This is a genomic window from Nocardioides guangzhouensis (assembly GCF_004519545.1).
Lineage (GTDB): Bacteria > Actinomycetota > Actinomycetes > Propionibacteriales > Nocardioidaceae > Nocardioides > Nocardioides guangzhouensis.
This window is the reverse complement of sequence record NZ_SDKM01000032.1, coordinates 24,758-43,016: the sequence shown is the minus strand read 5'-3', so window position 1 is coordinate 43,016 and position 18,259 is coordinate 24,758. Positions and strand designations below refer to the sequence as shown.

General features: G+C 73.6%; 17 protein-coding genes. 4 read left to right on the top strand and 13 right to left on the bottom strand.

All coding sequences use genetic code 11. The annotated features are described in order from the left end of the window. Positions 1–145 precede the first annotated feature (145 nt). The 6 genes from EKO23_RS18920 to EKO23_RS18895 all read right to left on the bottom strand — a co-directional run bounded on the left by EKO23_RS18920 (position 146) and on the right by EKO23_RS18895 (position 6,460). A complete protein-coding gene (locus EKO23_RS18920) occupies positions 146–1,390 on the bottom strand; it encodes a sigma-54-dependent transcriptional regulator family protein (RefSeq protein WP_134719685.1) in 1,245 nt (414 codons plus the stop codon). 75 nt (positions 1,391–1,465) lie between these two features. Then, entirely contained in the window at positions 1,466–2,572 is a 1,107-nt protein-coding gene (locus EKO23_RS18915) for an alpha/beta hydrolase family protein (protein WP_246051187.1), read from the bottom strand. Between the two features lie 108 nt (positions 2,573–2,680). Beyond that, entirely contained in the window at positions 2,681–3,844 is a 1,164-nt protein-coding gene (locus EKO23_RS18910) for an XdhC family protein (RefSeq protein WP_134719684.1), read from the bottom strand. Next, positions 3,837–4,964, bottom strand: coding sequence for a vWA domain-containing protein (locus EKO23_RS18905; protein ID WP_246051186.1), 1,128 nt, complete (start codon positions 4,962–4,964; stop codon positions 3,837–3,839). The genes EKO23_RS18910 and EKO23_RS18905 overlap by 8 nt, the downstream gene beginning before the upstream one ends. Position 4,965: 1 nt before the next feature. Next, the gene (locus EKO23_RS18900) at positions 4,966–5,850 is read right to left on the bottom strand and encodes an AAA family ATPase (protein WP_134719683.1); all 885 of its coding nucleotides are present in this window, start codon (positions 5,848–5,850) and stop codon (positions 4,966–4,968) included. A gap of 10 nt (positions 5,851–5,860) precedes the next feature. Further along, entirely contained in the window at positions 5,861–6,460 is a 600-nt protein-coding gene (locus EKO23_RS18895) for a nucleotidyltransferase family protein (RefSeq protein ID WP_134719682.1), read from the bottom strand. Between the two features lie 96 nt (positions 6,461–6,556). Between EKO23_RS18895 and EKO23_RS18890 the strand changes: the two genes are divergently transcribed. The 4 genes from EKO23_RS18890 (at position 6,557) to EKO23_RS18875 (ending at position 9,705) form a co-directional block, all read left to right on the top strand. After that, positions 6,557–7,795 (top strand): MFS transporter, encoded by a 1,239-nt coding sequence (locus EKO23_RS18890; RefSeq protein ID WP_134719681.1) that lies wholly within the window; start codon positions 6,557–6,559, stop codon positions 7,793–7,795. An 83-nt stretch (positions 7,796–7,878) separates the two neighbouring features. After that, the gene (locus tag EKO23_RS18885; RefSeq protein WP_217702698.1) at positions 7,879–8,391 is read left to right on the top strand and encodes a flavodoxin family protein; all 513 of its coding nucleotides are present in this window, start codon (positions 7,879–7,881) and stop codon (positions 8,389–8,391) included. A 4-nt stretch (positions 8,392–8,395) separates the two neighbouring features. Next, complete coding sequence (locus EKO23_RS18880; protein WP_175582719.1) at positions 8,396–8,839, top strand: hypothetical protein; 444 nt, start codon at positions 8,396–8,398, stop codon at positions 8,837–8,839. Continuing rightward, the gene (locus EKO23_RS18875) at positions 8,836–9,705 is read left to right on the top strand and encodes a hypothetical protein (RefSeq protein ID WP_134719680.1); all 870 of its coding nucleotides are present in this window, start codon (positions 8,836–8,838) and stop codon (positions 9,703–9,705) included. Before EKO23_RS18880 ends, EKO23_RS18875 begins: the two co-directional genes overlap by 4 nt. Here EKO23_RS18875 and EKO23_RS18870 read toward each other — a convergent pair. The 7 genes from EKO23_RS18870 to EKO23_RS18835 form a co-directional block, all read right to left on the bottom strand. Further along, positions 9,608–10,957: an MFS transporter gene (locus EKO23_RS18870; protein ID WP_217702697.1), complete on the bottom strand. Its 1,350-nt coding sequence runs from the start codon at positions 10,955–10,957 to the stop codon at positions 9,608–9,610. The two genes, EKO23_RS18875 and EKO23_RS18870, sit on opposite strands and share 98 nt — an antisense overlap. A 431-nt stretch (positions 10,958–11,388) precedes the next feature. After that, positions 11,389–13,017 carry a chaperonin GroEL gene (groL, locus tag EKO23_RS18865; RefSeq protein WP_134719679.1) on the bottom strand — a complete coding sequence of 543 codons (1,629 nt, stop codon included), beginning with the start codon at positions 13,015–13,017 and terminating at the stop codon, positions 11,389–11,391. 221 nt (positions 13,018–13,238) lie between these two features. Continuing rightward, complete coding sequence (locus EKO23_RS18860) at positions 13,239–14,108, bottom strand: ATP-grasp domain-containing protein (RefSeq protein ID WP_134719678.1); 870 nt, start codon at positions 14,106–14,108, stop codon at positions 13,239–13,241. A gap of 9 nt (positions 14,109–14,117) precedes the next feature. Beyond that, on the bottom strand, positions 14,118–14,792 hold the full coding sequence (locus EKO23_RS18850; RefSeq protein WP_246051185.1) for an SGNH/GDSL hydrolase family protein: 675 nt from the start codon (positions 14,790–14,792) through the stop codon (positions 14,118–14,120). A gap of 226 nt (positions 14,793–15,018) precedes the next feature. After that, positions 15,019–16,041, bottom strand: coding sequence for a LacI family DNA-binding transcriptional regulator (locus EKO23_RS18845; protein ID WP_134719677.1), 1,023 nt, complete (start codon positions 16,039–16,041; stop codon positions 15,019–15,021). Further along, complete coding sequence (locus tag EKO23_RS18840; RefSeq protein WP_134719676.1) at positions 16,038–17,432, bottom strand: GH1 family beta-glucosidase; 1,395 nt, start codon at positions 17,430–17,432, stop codon at positions 16,038–16,040. Before EKO23_RS18840 ends, EKO23_RS18845 begins: the two co-directional genes overlap by 4 nt. Further along, a complete protein-coding gene (locus tag EKO23_RS18835) occupies positions 17,429–18,259 on the bottom strand; it encodes a carbohydrate ABC transporter permease (RefSeq protein WP_134719675.1) in 831 nt (276 codons plus the stop codon). Before EKO23_RS18835 ends, EKO23_RS18840 begins: the two co-directional genes overlap by 4 nt.

Here is an 18,259-nt window from a genome sequence, read left to right as displayed (position 1 = left end):
NCTAGGAGGGCAAGGTTGGCGAAAGGTTGGTCACTTCGTGACCGCCGTCACAGGTCTCGACCATCGCCGCCCCACGGTGAGTCGGCACAAGATGTGCCGGGTCACCACCCCCGCCCGACGGTGAGTCGGCACAAGATGTGCCGGGTCAGCGGCCGGAGGCGGCCAGGCGGCCCTTGAGCAGGGCCCGCGCCGGGTGCGGGGAGGTGCCGAGGGCGGCCAGCGCCACCTCCAGCACCTCCGTGTCGTACGGCGCGATCTCGCCGTAGCGGAGCACCGCGTCGGGCCGCGGGTCGGCCATCAGCGCCTCGCGCACGGCCACCGCGACGTACTCCGCGAGCTCGGTCAGGCCGGGGGCGTCGGTGCCCGGCAGCAGGTCGCCGCCGTACGCCGCCACGGCCGCGCCGACCTCGCCCTGGCCGAGCAGGTCGAGCACGGTCTCGACGTCCGTGGTCACCGGCATCATCAGCCGGTACGGCCGGGAGGCGAGCTGCCCGCCGAGCGCTGCGCGCAGGTGGGAGACCTCGGCCTTGAGCGTGGAGACGGTGACCGAGTGGTCGCCGTACAGCACCGCGTGGAGGTGCTCGGACGACAACCCCTCGGGGTGCAGCGCGAGCAGCGCGAGGATCTCGGTCTGCCGGCGGTTGAGCAGCAGCCGCTGCCCGTCGAGCCACGCCTCGGCGCCGCCGAGCAGGGTGAGCACCAGCCCGGGCTCGAGCCGGGCCGCCGACATCAGGGAGGCGTCGGCGTAGCTGCGGGTGTGCGGCAGCGCGGTCTCGATCAGCCGGGCCATCACGCGTGCCGTGGCGAGCCCGATCGGGTGGGTGCGGTCCCAGGTGGTCGAGAGGTCGATGACCCCGAGCTGGCGGCCGGTCAGCGGGTCGTGCACGGGCGCGGCCCAGCAGACCCAGTTGTGCACCATCGGCGCGTAGTGCTCGGCGCTGAACACCATCGCCGGCGCGTCGCCGCGGGTGGCGAGGTCCAGCGCGTTGGTGCCGACCGAGGTGTCGTCCCACCGGCCCCCGGAGACGAAGTTGACCGACTCGGCCTTGCGGCGCATCACCCGGCCGCCGTACGTCCACAGGATGCGGGTCTGGTCATCGGTGACCGCGATGACCAGGTCACCGTCCTCGGCGGTGCGCCGCAGCTCGGCCTCGACCCGCTCGACCGCGGTCTGCAGCGGGGAGCCCTCCCAGAGGGCGCGGGTGTCGTCCTCGTCGGCCAGCGGTGCGTGGGTGACGTCACGGGTGAGGTGCGCCTCGGAGCGCTGCCAGCTGTCGAGGATCTCGGGACGCACCAGCGGCCCGGCCGCGTCGCCGTTCTCGACGAACGCGGTCCAGGCCCGCACCGCCTCGAGGCGGCGTCCGTGCAGCTCGTCCCGCGAACCCGTCATCCGTGTCTCCCCGTGAGTGATGCCCGCCACGTTAGCCCCCGGGCCCACACCCGGACGAGGGATCGGCGGCGCGGATCAGGCCAGCTGCCGACGGAGGAACGCGACCGTGGTGCGGATCGAGTCCTCCCAGCGCGGGACGAACGCGTGCTCCTCGCCCTCGTAGACCACCAGCCGCGACCGGACCCCGTCCTGGCGCAACAGGTCCTGCGTGGTCCGCGACCAGGCGATCGGGCAGCTGTCGTCGGAGGTGCCGTGGTGGATCAGCAGCGGCTCGGTGATCCGGTCGAAGTAGGTGCGGGCGGAGAGCTCGCGGTAGAAGCGCGGGTTGGCGCGCGGTGTCCCGAACCGGTCGTAGAGCGCCTGCGCGGCCTCCGGTCGCTCGGGGATCGTCCACCGCTCGAGGTTGTCGAGGAACCGCGAGCTGACCGGTGCGTAGACGACGGCCGCCTGCACCAGGCCGGGCTTGGCGACCAGGGCGTTGTAGGTGACCGCGCCGCCCATCGACCGGCCGAGCATCGCCACCCGGGTCCGGTCGACGACCGGCGACCGCTTGAGCGACTGGACGGCGTTGATCGCGTCGCGGGTGTAGCCCAGCCGGGTCTCGCGGGACAGCGGGGTGGCCGGGTCGGACGCCGCGTGACCGCGGTAGTCGGTGTGCAGCACCACGAAGCCGGCCCGGGCCAGCCGGTCCTGCTCGCGGGCCAGGCCCTGGCCGGTGACGTAGACCGACGGCTCGATGTAGCCGTGGTTGAGCACGATGCCGGGGAACGGGCCACGGCCGTTCGGCACCAGGAGGACCCCGGAGACGGTGACCTCGCCGCTGGGGTAGGTCACCTCCCAGCGCGTGTACGCGTCGGTGACCGCCTGCCGCCGGACCCGGGCGATCGGGCCGCCGGTGAGCCGCTCGCGCATCAGGGCCGGGAGGGACACGGACGAGCGGACCGGCGGGTCGTCGGCGGTGCCGGTCGGGCTGTCGGTGGACCCGCTCGGCGCGGGCTCCGCCGGGGTCGTGGCGTCGCCGGTCGGGGCGCTGCCGCTGGTCGTGGCGGCCGCAGCATCCGCGTCGCCGTCGCCGCGGTCGTCGGAGCACCCGGTGAGCAGGGTCGCGACCAGGGCCAGGGCAGCGGTGGGTACGGCGCGACGGAGCGCCCCGGGTCGAGGCACCGTCCTGGTCGCGGTCACACCCTGATCATGCCGCTGTGCTGGTGACGCCCCGGCGTGCTGACCCGGCACATCTTGTGCCGGGTCACCGTCGAACCGGCGTGCTGACCCGGCACATCTTGTGCCGGGTCAGCCTGGCGTGGGGGTGGTGGTGACGGCGTCGGTGCGGGCGGCCGCGTGGTGGATCCGGCCCTCGGTGCCGACCAGCCGTTGCCCGGACCCTCCCCACTGGTGGGCGATGATCTCGGCCGCGATGCTGACCGCGGTCTCCTCCGGAGTGCGGGCGCCGAGGTCCAGTCCGATCGGCGAGGACAGCCGGGCCAGTTCCGCGTCGGTGAGCCCCTCCTCCTGCAGCCGCTTGAGCCGGTCGTCGTGGGTGCGCCGCGAGCCCATCGCGCCGACGTACGCGACGTCGGGGTGGCGCAGCGCGACCGCGAGCAGCGGCACGTCGAACTTCGGGTCGTGGGTGAGCACACAGATTGCGGTGCGCTGGTCGATCCGGCCGGCCTCTATCTCTCCGGTGAGGTAGCGGTGCGGCCACTCGACGACGACCTCGTCGGCGTCGGGGAATCGGGTCTTGGTCGCGAACACCGGCCGCGCGTCACAGACCGTCACGTGGTAGCCGAGGAACCCGCCGACCCTGGCCACGGCCGCGGCGAAGTCGATGGCGCCGAAGACCAGCATCCGCGGCTTCGGGGCAAACGCCCACACGAAGACCCGCATGCCCTCACCGCGGCGCTCGCCGTCGGGGCCGTAGGACAGCACCTCGCTGCGCCCGGCGGCGAGCAGGCCGAGCGCGTCGTCGCGCACGGCGTCGTCGATCCGGTCGCTGCCCAGGCTGTCGGTGGGCGGCTGGTCGGGTCGGAGGATGGTGCGGCGGCCGATGCGGGACGGGTCCGGGTGGTCGACCACGGTTGCCACCGCGACTGGACGGCTCGCCTCGAGGTCGGCCGCGACCTCGCCGAGCTCGGGGAAGGTCTCGGGGCTCACCTTCTCGACGTAGACGTCGAGGATGCCGCCGCAGGTCAGCCCGACCGCGAACGCGTCGTCGTCGGAGACGCCGTACCGCTGGAGCACGGGGGTGCCGCTGCCGACCACCTCCTGGCCCAGCTCATAGACCGCGCCCTCGACGCAGCCGCCGGACACCGAGCCCACCGCCTCGCCGCCGGGGCCGACGATCATCGACGCCCCGGGTGGCCGGGGCGCGGACTGGAACGTCGCGACCACGGTGCCGAGGCCGACGGTCTCGCCGGCCCGCCACCACTGCAACAGCTCGTCCAGCACCTCACGCACGGGCGACCACCTCCACCAGGTCCGCGAACGTGGCCAGCGAGTGGCCGGCCAGGAACTCGTCGACGTAGGGAAGAGCGGCCACCACACCGGACTGCACCGGCTCGTAGCCGGCCTTGCCCCGGTGCGGGTTCACCCACACCACGCGGTGGGCCATCCGCTGCAGCCGGGCCATCTGGCCCGCGAGCAGCGTCGGGTCGCCGCGCTCCCATCCGTCACTGAACACAACCACCACGGCCCCGCGTGCCATTCCGCGCTGCCCCCACCGGTCGAGGAAGGCCTTGAGGTTGTCGCCGAGCCGGGTGCCGCCGGCCCAGTCCGGGACCGTCTCACCGGCCGCGACCAGGGCCCGCTCGGGGTCGCGGATCCGCAGTGCCCGGGTGACGTGGGTGAGCCGCGTGCCGAGCGTGAACACCTCGACGCCGCCGCGGCCACCGGTCGCGGTCACGAACCGGTGGGACAGCCGGAGCAGCGCGTCGGCGTACTTGCTCATGGAGCCGGAGACGTCGACCAGCAGCACCACCCGTCGCGGGCGGGTGCCGCGGCGGCGCCACTCGACGGTGCCCGGCTCGCCCATCCGGCGCAACGTGGTCCGCAGCGTGCGGTGGGCGTCGATCTCGCCCCGCCGCCACGCCGTACGACGGTGCGCGCGGCGCTCGGGCGCGGTCGGGTGCAGCGCCCCGAACATCGCGGCCAGAGTGGCCTTCTGGGCGCCGGTGACCTCGGCGATGTCGCGGTGCCGCAGCACCTCGGTGGCACTGGCCCGGGCGGCGACCGTGTCGGGGTCGTCGTCGAGGCCACCGCCCTCCTGCTCGGCGTCGGGCAGGTCGGCCTGCGCGACGTCGACCCGGGTCGGGGGCTTCTGGGTGCGCGGCAGCCCCTCTCGGGAGAGGAACCACGCGTCGAAGACCTGGTCGTAGCGGGCCAGGTCGTCCGGGCAGGAGCAGAGCGTCGCCCGCCCCGCCCAGTACGTCGCCTGGCGGTCGCCGAGGTCGACCAGCGAGGCCGCCTCCAGCCAGGCCCGGGACCGGTCGAGGGTGACCGGGACGCCGGCCGCACGGAGGGCGCGGGCGAAGCCGAGCAGCACCTCGTCGGGCTGGTGCAGCACGGCGTCCGCGGTCACCTCACACCGCCAGCATCCGGTCGAGCGCGTGCTTCACGCGCTCGGTGTCGTCGCGGTACTTCACCACCGCGCCCAGGGTCGCCGAAGCGGTGGCCAGGTCGAGCTCGGTGGCCCCGAGCCGCTCGAGGGCGCGCGCCCAGTCGAGGGTCTCGGCGACGCCCGGGGGCTTGAGCAGGTCGTCGCGGGCCCGCAGCTGCTGCACGACCGCGACCACCTGCCGGGCCAGCTCGGCGGACACCTCGGGGGCCCGGGAGCGCACGATCTCGACCTCGCGGTCGAGGCCGGGGTGGTCGATCCAGTGGTAGAGGCAGCGTCGCTTGAGCGCGTCGTGCAGCTCGCGGGTGCGGTTGGAGGTGAGCACCACGACCGGCGGGGTCGCGGCGGTGACGGTGCCGAGCTCCGGGATGGTCACCTGGTACGTCGAGAGCACCTCGAGCAGGAAGGCCTCGAACTCGTCGTCGGCCCGGTCCACCTCGTCGACCAGCAGCACCGCCGGGGTCTCGCGCAGTGCCTGCAGCACCGGGCGCGCCAGCAGGAACCGCTCGTCGTACAGGCTCTTCTCGGCCTCCTCGACGCCCGGCCCGCCGCCGACCGCCTCGAGGGCGCGCAGGTGCAGGATCTGGCGGGGGAAGTCCCAGTCGTAGAGCGCCTGGCTGGCGTCGATGCCCTCGTAGCACTGCAGCCGGATCAGCGGCCAGCCCGCGGCGGTGGCGAGGGCCTCGGCCAGCGAGGTCTTGCCGGTGCCGGGCTCGCCCTCGAGCAGCAGCGGGCGCTGCATCCGCAGGCCGAGGTAGGTGATCGTCGCGAGCGCCTCGTCGCAGAGGTAGCCGGTGCCCCCCAGCAGGCGCGCGACGTCGTCCGGCCCGCGCAGGTCGTCGGCTTCCATGGCGTCCACGCTACTGAGGCCGGGGTTGGTCGGAGGTGGGGGCGTCGCGGCACGGACCGTCGTGGTCGGCGCCGGTCGCGAGGTCGCCGCACTCGACCGTCTCGGGGTCGTGGGTCGCGAGGTAGTCGCGCGCGCCGCGGTCGCCGGTCGCGCTCTCGGTGACGCCCGGCCAGTGCTCCCGGCCGAGCAGGACCGGGTGCCCCGGGGTCCCGCCGTACGTCGCGCGGCGGAGGGTGGCGGTCGAGACCGGCCCGGCCAGCACCCGGCGCACGACCTCGGGTCCGACGTCGGGGAGGTCGACCAGGGTCACCAGTGCGGCGTCGGTGCGGTGCCCGGCGCCCGAGCCGGCCAGGTCCCGCAGCCCCGTGCGCAGCGAGGCGCCCATGCCCTCGGCCCAGTCGTCGGCGACGACCTGTCGCACCGCGACCCCGGCCTCGGCCAGGATCTTGCTCGCCTCGTCGGCGCCGGCGCCGAGCACGACGGTGACGTCGTGGCAGCCGCCCGCCTGCAGCGCGTCGACCGACCGGGTGAGCCACCCGTCGACCAGCGCCTTCGGCATTCCCATGCGGGTGCCGGCGCCGGCCGCGAGGAGCAGTCCGTGGATGCCCATGTCCCCAGCCTAGGCAGGTACCATCGGAGGAGCAGAGGGGTTCCGCGTGTCAGTGGTGGGGTGGCGCGCACGTCCAGTGCCGCACCCGGAGCCCGCATGACCGTCACCACGCTCGTCGACCCCGTCGACGTCGTTCCCTCCCGCACCACCTACCGCTCGCTCGCACGCGCCGTCGACCGGCGGTTCCTCGCGCTCGGCATGGCGGTGCGCCTGCCCACCGCGATGCTGCCCCTCGGCATCCTCCTGTACGTCGCCGACGCGACCGGGTCCTTCGCCTCCGGCGGGCTCGCGGTCGCCGCCCTGAGCATCGGCGGCGGGATCGGCGGACCCGTCGTCGGCGCGCTCGCCGACCGGTTCGGCCAGCGCCCCGTGCTGCTCGCCTCGACGGCAGTGCAGGTGCTCGGCATCGCCGCGTTCCTGCTGCTCGGCGACACCCTCGGCCCCGCGATGCTGATCGCGGCCCTGGTCGGGCTGGCCAACCCGCAGGCCGGGGCGATGGCCCGCGCCCGCTGGTCGGTGGTCGCCCGGCGCCGACCGGACCGGCTGCCGTTCACGGCGACCGCGATGGCCTACGAGGGCGCGGTCGACGAGGCCTCGTTCGTGGTCGGACCCGTGCTGGTCAGCACGGTGGCCGGCCTCACCGCGCCGTACGTCGGGCTGGGGCTGGCCCTGGTCCTCGCCCTCGTCGCGCAGACCGGCTTCGCCCTGCACCCGAGCTCGCTGCCCGGCCGCGGGCGGGCGGCCTCGACCCCCGACGTACCTCGGGCCCCGCTGCCGGTCGCTCACCTCGCGTTCCTGCTGCTGGCGATGGCCGCGGTCGGCGTGGTCTTCGGCTCCTCGCAGACCGGCGTCGCCGCCCGCATGGCGGAGTCCGGGCACGACGGCCTGACCGGACCGGTCTACGCGCTCATGGGCGTGGGGTCCGCGGTGGCCGGGCTGCTCAGCACCCGGCTACCGGCCCGGTTCGCGCTCGCGGACCGGATCGCGGCCGGAGGAGCACTGCTGGTGCTCGGCGGCGGCGTCGTCGCCCTCGCCGGTCCGCCGCCGCTGCTCGGCCTCGCCTGCCTGTTCCTCGGGCTGGCCCTCGCCCCGGCGCTGGTCAGTGCCTACGCGCTGGCCGAGCGGGCCGCGCCCGCCGGCTGGGGCACCACCACGATGACCGCGCTGGCGACCGCCAACGTGGTGGGCGTGGCCGCGGGCGCCGCGGTCGCCGGGCAGCTGGTGGACCGGGTCTCCCCGGGTGCCGGCCTGCTCGTGGTCTCGGTGGCGGGCCTCGGGGTGCTCGCCTGCGGCCTCGGCGCCCGGTTCCGACCGCTGGGCCGACGGCTCGGCTGACCGCCGGGACCTTCGTCCCGACGGCGCGGCCGCTCGGCCCTGCCGACCTCTCCCGCGCGCGACCAGAGTGGAAGCAGGAGGCGATGACGATGCGCACGCTGGTGGTCGTGGAGTCCTCGTTCGGCAACACCCGCGCGGTGGCCGACGCGGTCGCGGAGGGCCTGGGCGGCTGTCCGGTGTCCGACGTACGCGACACCGACCCCGGCGTCGTCGCGGACCTCGACCTGCTCGTGGTCGGCGGTCCCACGCACGCCTTCGGCATGAGCCGGGAGCGGACCCGGGCGGACGCGGTCGAACAGGGCGCGACCGCGGGCGACGGCGACGGCATCCGGGAGTGGCTCGGGCGGCTCGAGCCCTCCGCGGACCTGACCGTCGCCACTTTCGACACCCGGATCGACCGGGTGCGTCGCCTGCCCGGGTCCGCTGCCCGCGGCGCGGCCAGGCTGCTGCGCCACCACGGATTCCGGCAGGTGCTGGAACCGGTCAGCTTCTACGTGACCGGCACTGCCGGGCCGCTCGCCGACGGCGAGCTCGCCCGGGCCCGCACCTGGGGCGCGTCGCTCGCCGAGCGACCGTCCACGCACGCCGGGGGGTGACGCGATGAGCGCCACCGCCCCGGCTGCGGCCCGGTCGGCGCGTGCCGGTCGCCTGCTCGGCCGGCACGCGGTCGGTGGGCTGTACCTCTTCACGGCCGGCGTCCACGTCGGGCTGGTCGGCGCGGACCCGCAGGCGTACGCCGGCTTCGGCGACGCGGCGCTGGCGCCCGGGCTGACTCGCGCGTGGGACGAGGGGTTCATGGCACACCCGGCGTTCTGGGGCCTGATGGTCGCCGCCTTCGAGCTGGCGATCGCGCTGCTGCTGCTCCTCGGCCGCGGCCATTGGCGCAGCCTGGGCTGGGTCCTCGTGATCGGCTTCCACCTGGCGCTGATGGCGTTCGGCTGGGGCTTCTGGATCTGGTGCGTGCCGTTCCTGGCGCTGTTCCTCCCGGCCGCGCTCGACGACCTGCGGGCCGACCTCGCACGTCCCTCGGAGGTGCGGCCATGACCACGCTCGCCGTCCGCCCCGCCGCGCACCGCGCGACCGCTGACCGTCGGCTCCCGCTCGCGCTGGCCGTCGTCGCCGTCGCCGCGGCGGCCCCGACCTGGCTGGTCGACGACGTGCTGACCGGCCCGGCCGCGATGAACGGCTCGGCCCGCGGCACCGCGGTCGTGGTGCTCGTCATCGCCGTCCCGCTGCTCGTGGTCGCCGCGTTCCGCGACGGCCTCGCCACGCGTGCCGTCGAGGTCGGCGCGACGGCGTACCTGCTCTACAACGCCGTCCTCTTCTGCTTCGCCACGCCGTTCAACCGGTTGTTCCTGCTGTACGTCGCGATGCTCGGGCTGGCCGCGGCCACCCTGCTGGTGCTGCTGCTGCGCACCGACCCGAGCCACCTCGACGGGCGGTCGGTTCCGGCGCGTGCCGTGGCGTCGTACCTCTGGGTCGTCGTGGTCCTCAACGCCCTCGTCTGGCTGTCGCGGGTCGTGCCGGGGGTCCGTGGAGACCTGCCGCCGGACTTCCTCGACGGCACCGGCCTCACCACCAACCCGGTGTTCGTGCAGGACCTCGGTCTGTGGCTGCCGGCGTTCGCGTGGATCGGGTACGCCGTGTGGCGGCGCCTGCAGGTCGGCTACTTCCTTGCCTCGGCCGGGCTGGTGTTCTGGACCGTCGAGGCGGTCGGGGTGGCCGTCGACCAGTGGATGGGTCACCGCGCCGACCCGTCCTCGACGGTCGTCTCGCTGGCGGTGGTCCCGGGCTTCGTGGTGCTGGCCGTGCTCAGTGCGGCGATGCTGTGGCTGTCGCTGCGCTGGACGCGGGCTCCGGGACCCCGGGCACCGGCACCTTCGGCGCCGGCTCCACGTCCGCGCTCCTGATGCCGTTGACCTCTGGCGTGATCTGCGACTCCAGCCGCCGCACCATCAGCACCAGCACGACCAGCCCGAGCAGCAGCGTGGCGATGAAGCCGGCCCCCAGGTTGCGGTCGATGAAGAGGCCGGCGACCACCGGAGCCACGATCGAGCCGAGCTGGAACGAGCCGGCCGTGATCGCGTTGTAGCGACCCCGCAGGTCGTCGGGGGCCAGGTCGTTGGTCATCGCCGGCATGGTCGGCTGGAACAGCGTCTCGCCCAGCGCGAACACCGACGCACAGGCCGCGACCAGCAGCGTGGCGCCGGCGGTGCCCGGGACCAGCCCGGAGAGCCCGAGCAGCAGCCAGGCGACCCCCCAGACGACCGCCATCACCATGACCACACGGGTGCGGCGCCGGCCCTCGATCCGCTGCAGCACGACCAGCTGGATCAGCACGATCACCACGGTGTTGGCGGCGAACGCCCAGCCGAGGCCGCGGGTCGACACCTCGCTGATGCTGCGGGCGAACGCCGGCATGCCGCTGTTGAGCTGCCCGTAGCCGACGAACGCGAGCACGAACGACAGGGCCACCATCAGCGGCATCGCCGGGCGGCGCAGCACGCCGAGGTAGCCGACCGACGGCGTGCCCTCCTCGTGGGTCGACGGCACCGGGCCGCCCACGTGCCGCAGCGGCACCAGCAGCACCACCAGCGGCAGGGCGTAGCTGAGCGCGTCCCCGAGGTACATCAGCTGGAACGTCCAGGTCCGCTCGACGTCGACCACGATGCCGCCGACCACGCCGCCGATGCCGATGCCGAGGTTGAGCAGCGTGAAGTTGAGGCCGAAGTAGCGCTGGCGGATCGCGCTCGGCACCACCGACGCCACCAGTGACTGCCACGACGGCCAGCCGAGGCCGAACGACGCACCGGTCAGGGTCATCCCGAGGACCGCGAGCGGCAGGGTCGCGGCGAAGGCCATCACGCACTGCCCGCTGATCGCGAGCACCAGCGTGAGCACCTGGATCGCCCGCGGCCCGAGGCGGTCGATCGCCGGGCCGGCGGCGAGCGAGGAGATCATGCCGGCCAGCGGCAGCACGGCCAGCAGCACGCCCACCGTGTCCAGCCCGAACCCGCGGACCTCGTGGAGGTAGACCACCCAGAACGGCAGCACCAGCCCGGTGCCGATGAACTCGAAGACCACCACGGAGATCAGCAGCTTGCCCTCGCGCGGGAGGTCGTGCCAGAAGGACGCCATGGCCGATCGCTGCTGCTCGCTCACTGGTCCAGTCTGGTGGTCCGGACCGACAGTCGGCACGTGATTTTCGGCGGGCCCGGACTGTCATTTCGCTGCAATTGCAGCCGTACGACGTGCCGCCGCGGCCGCCGTACTGTCACAACCCCGCAATTGCAGCCGGATGGCAGGGAAGCGGGCCCGGAACATGTCACGAGGCTGCAATTGCGGCCGTACGACGGATGAGCGGGGCAGGCGCCATGTCATGCGGCTGCAATTGCAGCCGTACGAGAGCACGCGGGCACGCGAAAGGGCCCCGGTCCGGAGACCGGGGCCCTTCCGTGATGCTGCGTTCCGGGAGGCAGGACCGGGTTTCGAGACACGTCGCGCACTCCCTCGCTCCGCTCAGGTGTGCGCCGACGCCCTCGACCTGATCGCCGGACGGTCGCCCGCGGCTGACGCCGCGGGCGACCTGGCGATCAGAAGTCCATGCCGCCCATGCCGCCGGTCGGGTCGCCACCCATGGGGGCGGCCTTCTCCGGCTTGTCGGCCACGACGGCCTCGGTGGTGAGGAACAGTGCGGCGATCGACGCGGCGTTCTGCAGCGCCGAACGGGTCACCTTGGCCGGGTCGATGATGCCCTCGGCGATCATGTCGACGTACTCGCCGGTGGCCGCGTTGAGGCCGTGGCCCGGGTTGAGGCCGCGCACCTTCTCCGCCACGACGCCGCCCTCGAGGCCGGCGTTGACCGCGATCTGCTTCAGCGGGGCCTCGGTGGCCAGCTTCACGATCGCGGCACCGGTGGCCTCGTCGCCGGAGAGCTCCAGCTTCTCGAACGCCGCGCCCGAGGCCTGCACCAGGGCGACGCCGCCGCCGGCGACGATGCCCTCCTCGACGGCCGCCTTCGCGTTGCGGACGGCGTCCTCGATGCGGTGCTTGCGCTCCTTCAGCTCGACCTCGGTGGCCGCGCCGACCTTGATCACCGCGACACCGCCGGCCAGCTTGGCCAGGCGCTCCTGCAGCTTCTCGCGGTCGTAGTCGGAGTCCGACTTCTCGATCTCGGCACGGATCTGGTTCACCCGGCCGTTGATCTGGTCGCCGTCGCCGGCACCCTCGACGATGGTGGTCTCGTCCTTGGTGATGACGACCTTGCGGGCCTGGCCGAGCAGCTCGATGCCGGTCGACTCGAGCTTGAGGCCGACCTCCTCGCTGATGACCTGGCCACCGGTCAGGATCGCGATGTCCTGCAGCATGGCCTTGCGGCGGTCACCGAAGCCCGGGGCCTTGACGGCGACGGACTTGAAGGTGCCGCGGATCTTGTTGACGACCAGCGTGGACAGGGCCTCGCCGTCGACGTCCTCGGCCAGGATCAGCAGCGGCTTGCCGGACTGCATGACCTTCTCGAGCAGCGGCAGCAGGTCCTTGACGTTCGAGACCTTCTGGTTCGCGATCAGGATGTACGGGTCCTCGAGGACCGTCTCCATGCGCTCCGGGTCGGTGACGAAGTACGCCGAGATGTAGCCCTTGTCGAAGCGCATGCCCTCGGTGAGCTCGAGGTCGAGCCCGAAGGTGTTCGACTCCTCGACGGTGATGACGCCTTCCTTGCCGACCTTGTCCATGGCCTCGGCGATGATCTCGCCGACGGTCGGGTCCGCGGCGGAGATCGAGGCGGTCGCCGCGATCTGCTCCTTGGTCTCGATGTCGATGGCCATGCCGAGCAGCTGCTCGGACACGGCGGCCACGGCGGACTCGATGCCGCGCTTGAGGCCCATCGGGTTCGCGCCCGCGGCGACGTTGCGCAGGCCCTCGCGGACCATGGCCTGGGCGAGAACGGTGGCGGTGGTGGTGCCGTCGCCCGCGACGTCGTCGGTCTTCTTGGCGACCTCCTTGACGAGCTCGGCACCGATCTTCTCGTAGGGGTCCTCGAGCTCGATCTCCTTGGCGATGGACACGCCGTCGTTGGTGATCGTGGGGGCGCCCCACTTCTTCTCGAGGACGACGTTGCGACCCTTGGGGCCGAGGGTCACCTTGACCGCGTCGGCGAGCGTGTTCATGCCACGCTCGAGGCCGCGGCGGGCCTCCTCGTTGAAAGCAATCAGCTTCGGCATAACTCCTGCGATTCCTCACGCTTCAGAGTTGTCGGGAACGGAGGCGACCGGCTGCCCGCGACGGCCGGCCCGGCTCGGCCCGGCAGACCCTTCCTGCCGGCGCTGAGGACCTCAACCTGTCGCTCCGCGTTGTCACTCTCCAGTCGAGAGTGCCAGCCTCATGTTTAGCACTCGCCCCATGAGAGTGCAAGAAAGGGGTCCGCACTCCGAAGCGGCCCGGGTCAGGCGAGGCGACGGGCCACCAGGTCGGCGAACGGCTCGGCGTTCGCCGGCAGCACGTCGAGGTAGAGACCGGGCTCGATCACCTCGAGCTCGCTGACCGCGAGGCTGCCGTCGTCCAGCCGCATCATGTCGACCCGGCCGTAGTCGAGCGGACCCCCGTGCACCGTCGCGGCGGCGGCCATCCCGGCCAGCGCCAGGGCCGCACACTCCGGCTGGAGGGCCACCGGGACCGACAGGCCGCCGAAGTGCTCGTGCACCCGGATGTCCCCGTCGGCGGGGCTCTTGTCGACCTGCGCCACCGGCTCGCCGTCGATCACGAACACCGAGGTCTCGCCGGTGGTGCGCACCGAGGCCACCAGCGGCTGCACCACCCATGGGCCGCCGAGCGGCTCGAGCAATGGGTGGCCCGAGAACGGCTTGCCGAGCCGCGGGTCGTCGGGGTCGTCGACGACCAGCACTCCGGCGCCGCCGGCGCCGGTGCGCGGCTTGACCACGGCGGTCCCGAGCCGGCGTACGGCGTCGCGGAGGGCGTCGAGGTCGTCCGCCGGGATGGTCGGGACCGCGGGGACGCCGCCGAGGCCCGCGAGGTAGACCTTGTCGAGGTTCCACGCGAACAGGTCCGCACCGTTGAGCAGCCTCGTGACGTCCTCGACCGCCCGGGCCCACGCGACGAACTCGTCCGGGCGCTCGGTGTAGTCCCAGGTCGACCGAACGGCGACCAGGCCGGCCGCGCCCCAGTCGACGGCGGGGTCGTCCCAGGGCACCCAGGCACTGCCGATCCCTCGGCGGCCGAGGGCAGCGTCGAGGGCGGCGGCACCGGGCTCGCCGTCGGGCCAGTCGGCGGAGGTGGCGAGGAGGACGTCGGTCATGCGGCGAGGCTAGGGGGTCGGCGCGTGGTGGCCGAAGGGGACTTCCGCGGTGACGCCGAGCGCCGCCAGCACGGACGGGAGCATCGCCTTCGCGGTGCGCTTGTAGCCGAGCGAGCTGGGGTGGAACCGGTCGAGGCTGAACATCTCGTCGGGGTTGGTGATGAAGAACGGGCCGACCACGTGTTCCAGCGAGACCGCCCGGGCACCGCGGCGCAGCGCGGTCTCGCGCTGGGCGTCCGCGAGCTGGCGGGAGGCCCGCGAGCCGAGCGCCCGCAGCGGCTGCGGCACCGGGCGCAGGGCGCCGAGGTCGGGGCAGGTGCCGACCACGACCGGCGTACGGCGGTCGGCGAGGGCGGCCAGGCAGTCGTCGAGGTAGGCGGCCGACTCGGCCAGCGGCACCCGGTGGGTGACGTCGTTGCCGCCGACCACCACGACCGCGACGTCGGCGCGGTAGGCCTCCGGCAGCGACTCGAGCTGGGCGCCGAGCTCGGAGGTCTCGGCGCCGACCCGGGCCGCAGTGGTCAGCCGTACGGCGCGTCGGGTGCGCTTGGCGACCGCCTTGGCCAGCCGGGCCCCGAGGGTGTGCCCGGGTGCGTCGGCACCGAGGCCGGCGGCGATCGAGTCGCCGAGGACCAGCAGGTCCAGCCGGTCGCCGTACCGCTTCTTCCAGGTCCGGTCCGCCACGGGGCCTCCTCGCCGAGCGGCTTGCCGATCAGGGCGCGGGCGGCTGCCGCCTGCCGGTGCAGCAGGTGGCGCGAGCCGAGCAGGGCCGCGGCGGTGGCACCGGCCACCGCCCCGGCACCGGCGAGGGCCACGTTCGGTCGTCTCATCAGGTCCGTTTCAACCAGACCCGGGCGACCGGCCCGGCAACGGGGGGCGACGGGCGTCCGACGGCCGGGCGGCGGGTGGGTCAGCTGCTGCCGCGGACCACGAGGTGGGTGGGCAGCACCCGCCCCTCCTGCGGCTCGTCCGGGCTCCCGAGCGTCGCGAGCAGCAGGTCGACCATCTCGCGGCCCATCCGCTCGGGAGACTGGTGGACGGTGGTGAGCGGCGGTTCGGTGGACAGCGCCAGCGGGGCGTCGTCGAAGCCGACCACCGACACCTCGCCGGGCACGTCCCGGCCGGCCTCGCGCAGGACGCGCAGGGCACCGGCGGCCATCAGGTCGTTGGCGCAGAAGACGCCGTCGACGTCGGGGCGCCGCAGCAGGATCTCGCGCATCGCGGCCTCGCCGCCGGCCTGGCTGAAGTCGCCGGTGGCCACCAGCCCGGGGTCGGCCGTCCGGCCGGCGTCCTCGAGCCCGGAGAGGTAGCCCTCGTAGCGGCTGCGGCCGGCGACCATGTCCAGCGGACCGGTCACGGTTGCCACCCGCCGCCGGCCGCGGTTGACCAGGTGCCCGACCGCGAGCCGGGCGCCGAGCCGGTTGTCGACGTCGACGAAGCCGAACCGCTCCTCCCCGCTGCGCTGGCCGCCGACCACCATCGGCAGGCCGCGGGCCCGGATCCGGTCCGGGAGGGTGTCGTCGTCGTGCAGCGACAGCAGCAGGACGCCGTCCACGTGCTGCCGGCCCAGCCACGAGTCGAGGTGCTCGCTGCGCTGCCCGGACGAGGCCAGCATCAGCACCAGCTGGAGGTTGGCCTCGCTGAGGGCGGTGCCGATCCCGCGCACCACGCCCGCGAAGAACGGCTCGCCGAAGATCCGCTCCTCGGACTCCGCGATCACCAGCGCGATCGTGTCCGTACGGCGGGTGACCAGGGTCCGCGCCGCCGAGTTCGGGACGTAGCCGAGCTCGGCGATCGCCTCCTCGACGGCCTGGCGGGCGCGGGCGGAGACCCGCTCGCCGCCGTTGATGACCCGGGACGCCGTGCCCCGGCCGACCCCGGCTCTGCGGGCGACCTCCTCCAGCGTCGGCCGCGGGCTGGGCGGTCGGCTCATGGCGCCAGTATGCCGTCGCGGTGGGCCGCGATGAACTGGGCGTACCAGCGCCCGCTCGCCTTCACCGTCCGGACCTGCGAGGCGTAGTCGACGTGCACCAGCCCGAACCGCATCGTGTACCCCTCGGCCCACTCGAAGTTGTCCAGCAGCGACCACGCGAAGTAGCCCGCGACGTCGGCCCCGGCCTCCCGGGCCCGGGCGCAGGCGTCGAGGTGGTCGGCGAGGTAGCCAAGCCGGTCCGGGTCGTCCACGCTGCCGTCGGCGGCGACCCGGTCCTCCCAGGCCGAGCCGTTCTCGGTGACGTAGATCGGCAGCGAGGTGTACTCCTCGCTGACCCGGGTCAGCACCTCGACCAGGCCGTCGGGGTCGACCTCCCAGCCGTTGGCGGCGCGGGACAGGCCCCGGTGGGTGAACTCGGCCGCGTTGACGCCGGGGTACGGCGAGGACCGGACGTTGTGCCGCGTGTAGTAGTTGACGCCCAGGAAGTCGAGCGAGGTGGAGATCTCCGCCAGGTCGCCGGGTCGGCACCAGTCGCCGGGGAGGAGGCCGTCGAGGTCGTCGAGCAGGTCGACCGGGTAGTCGCCGCGGAACACCGGGTCGAGGAACCACCGGTTGTGCAGCCCGTCGAGCCGGTGCGCCAGCGCCGCAGAGGCGGGGGCGTCGTCGGCCGGCGTCACCGGGTAGAGGTTCAGCGTGATCCCGACCTGCGACCCGGGCGCGTGCGCACGGATCGCCTCGACCGCGCGGCCGTGGCCGAGCAGCAGGTGGTGGGAGGCCAGCAGCGCGTCGGTCGGGTCCGCCCGCCCGGGGGCGTGGATGCCGGACCCGTAGCCGAGGAACGCCGAGCACCACGGCTCGTTCAGCGTGATCCAGTGGTGCACGCGGTCGCCGAGCGCCGCGGCCGCCACCGCGGCGTACTCGGCGAACCGGTCGGCGGTGGCGCGGTCCGGCCAGCCCCCCGCCTGCTCGATCTCCACCGGCAGGTCCCAGTGGTAGAGCGTCGCCCACGGGGTGATCCCGGCCTCCAGGAGCCGGTCGACGAGCCGGTCGTAGAACCCCAGGCCGGCCGGGTTCGGCCGGGTGCCGCCGCCCGGCAGGATCCGGGGCCAGGCCAGCGAGAACCGGTAGGCGCCGAGGCCGAGGTCGCGCATCAGGCCGACGTCCTCGCGGTAGCGGTGGTAGTGGTCGCAGGCCACCACGCCCGTGTCGCCGTTGCGGATCCGTCCCGGCTCGGCGGCGTAGGCGTCCCAGATCGACGGCGTCCGGCCGTCGTCGGAGACGGCGCCCTCGATCTGGTACGACGCGGTGGCGGCGCCCCAGACGAAGTCCGGGGGGAAGCCCGCGGGCGAGGGATGCCGGGTGGTCTGCGGCACCGGAGGTGCAGTGGTCATGACTTGAGACCGCCTTCGAGGATGCCGCCGACGATCTGCCGGCCGAAGAGGAGGAAGACCAGGAGCAGCGGGACCACGCCGAGCAGGGTGCCGGCCATGATCAGGGCCTGGTCGGTGTAGTAGCCGCCGGCCAGCCGGGACAGCGCCACCTGCACCGTCGGGTGCTCGACGTCGAGGACCAGGTAGGGCCAGAGGAAGTCGTTCCAGCGCTCCATGAACGTCAGCAGTGCGAGCACCGCGGCACCGGGCCGCAGGATCGGCATCACGACGTACCAGAAGGTGCGGAAGATCGAGGCGCCGTCGAGCCGCGCCGCCTCGAGCAGCTCGTCGGGCACCGACTGGACGACGTACTGGCGCATGAGGAACACGCCGAAGGCCGAGACCAGGAACGGCAGCATCACCGCGGGGAGCTGCCCGGCCAGGTGCAGCTTGGACATCAGCATGTAGAGCGGGATCATCCCGAGCTGCACCGGCACCATCATCGTGATGAGCACGAACGCGAGCAGCGGCTGTCGGCCGACGAAGCGGAGCTTGGCGAAGGCGAAGCCGGCCAGGCAGGAGAAGAACACGACCGAGACGGTGCAGACGAGCGACACCACGACGGAGTTCACCAGCGCCTGCTCGAAGGTGACGTCGGGGTTGCCGAGCACCCGGTCGACGTTGTCCATCAGCCGGTCACCGGGCCACAGGGGTGGCGGCACCGAGGTGATGTCCTCGTTGGGCCGGGAGGCCATCACGACCATGAAGTAGAGCGGGAACGCCGAGACCGCGGTGACCACAGCGAGCATCACGACGGCCGGACGGATGCGGAAGCGGGACGCGGCCAT

Bases quoted from the DNA above. Each gene is read 5' to 3' on its own strand.
- EKO23_RS18920 (WP_134719685.1), bottom strand. From the start codon at position 1,390: ATGACGGGTTCGCGGGACGAGCTGCACGGACGCCGCCTCGAGGCGGTG.
- EKO23_RS18900 (WP_134719683.1), bottom strand. From the start codon at position 5,850: ATGGAAGCCGACGACCTGCGCGGGCCGGACGACGTCGCGCGCCTGCTG.
- EKO23_RS18895 (WP_134719682.1), bottom strand. From the start codon at position 6,460: ATGGGCATCCACGGACTGCTCCTCGCGGCCGGCGCCGGCACCCGCATG.
- EKO23_RS18890 (WP_134719681.1), top strand. From the start codon at position 6,557: ATGACCGTCACCACGCTCGTCGACCCCGTCGACGTCGTTCCCTCCCGC.
- EKO23_RS18885 (WP_217702698.1), top strand. From the start codon at position 7,879: ATGACGATGCGCACGCTGGTGGTCGTGGAGTCCTCGTTCGGCAACACC.
- EKO23_RS18880 (WP_175582719.1), top strand. From the start codon at position 8,396: ATGAGCGCCACCGCCCCGGCTGCGGCCCGGTCGGCGCGTGCCGGTCGC.
- EKO23_RS18875 (WP_134719680.1), top strand. From the start codon at position 8,836: ATGACCACGCTCGCCGTCCGCCCCGCCGCGCACCGCGCGACCGCTGAC.
- groL (WP_134719679.1), bottom strand. From the start codon at position 13,017: ATGCCGAAGCTGATTGCTTTCAACGAGGAGGCCCGCCGCGGCCTCGAG.
- EKO23_RS18860 (WP_134719678.1), bottom strand. From the start codon at position 14,108: ATGACCGACGTCCTCCTCGCCACCTCCGCCGACTGGCCCGACGGCGAG.
- EKO23_RS18845 (WP_134719677.1), bottom strand. From the start codon at position 16,041: ATGAGCCGACCGCCCAGCCCGCGGCCGACGCTGGAGGAGGTCGCCCGC.
- EKO23_RS18840 (WP_134719676.1), bottom strand. From the start codon at position 17,432: ATGACCACTGCACCTCCGGTGCCGCAGACCACCCGGCATCCCTCGCCC.
- EKO23_RS18835 (WP_134719675.1), bottom strand. From the start codon at position 18,259: ATGGCCGCGTCCCGCTTCCGCATCCGTCCGGCCGTCGTGATGCTCGCT.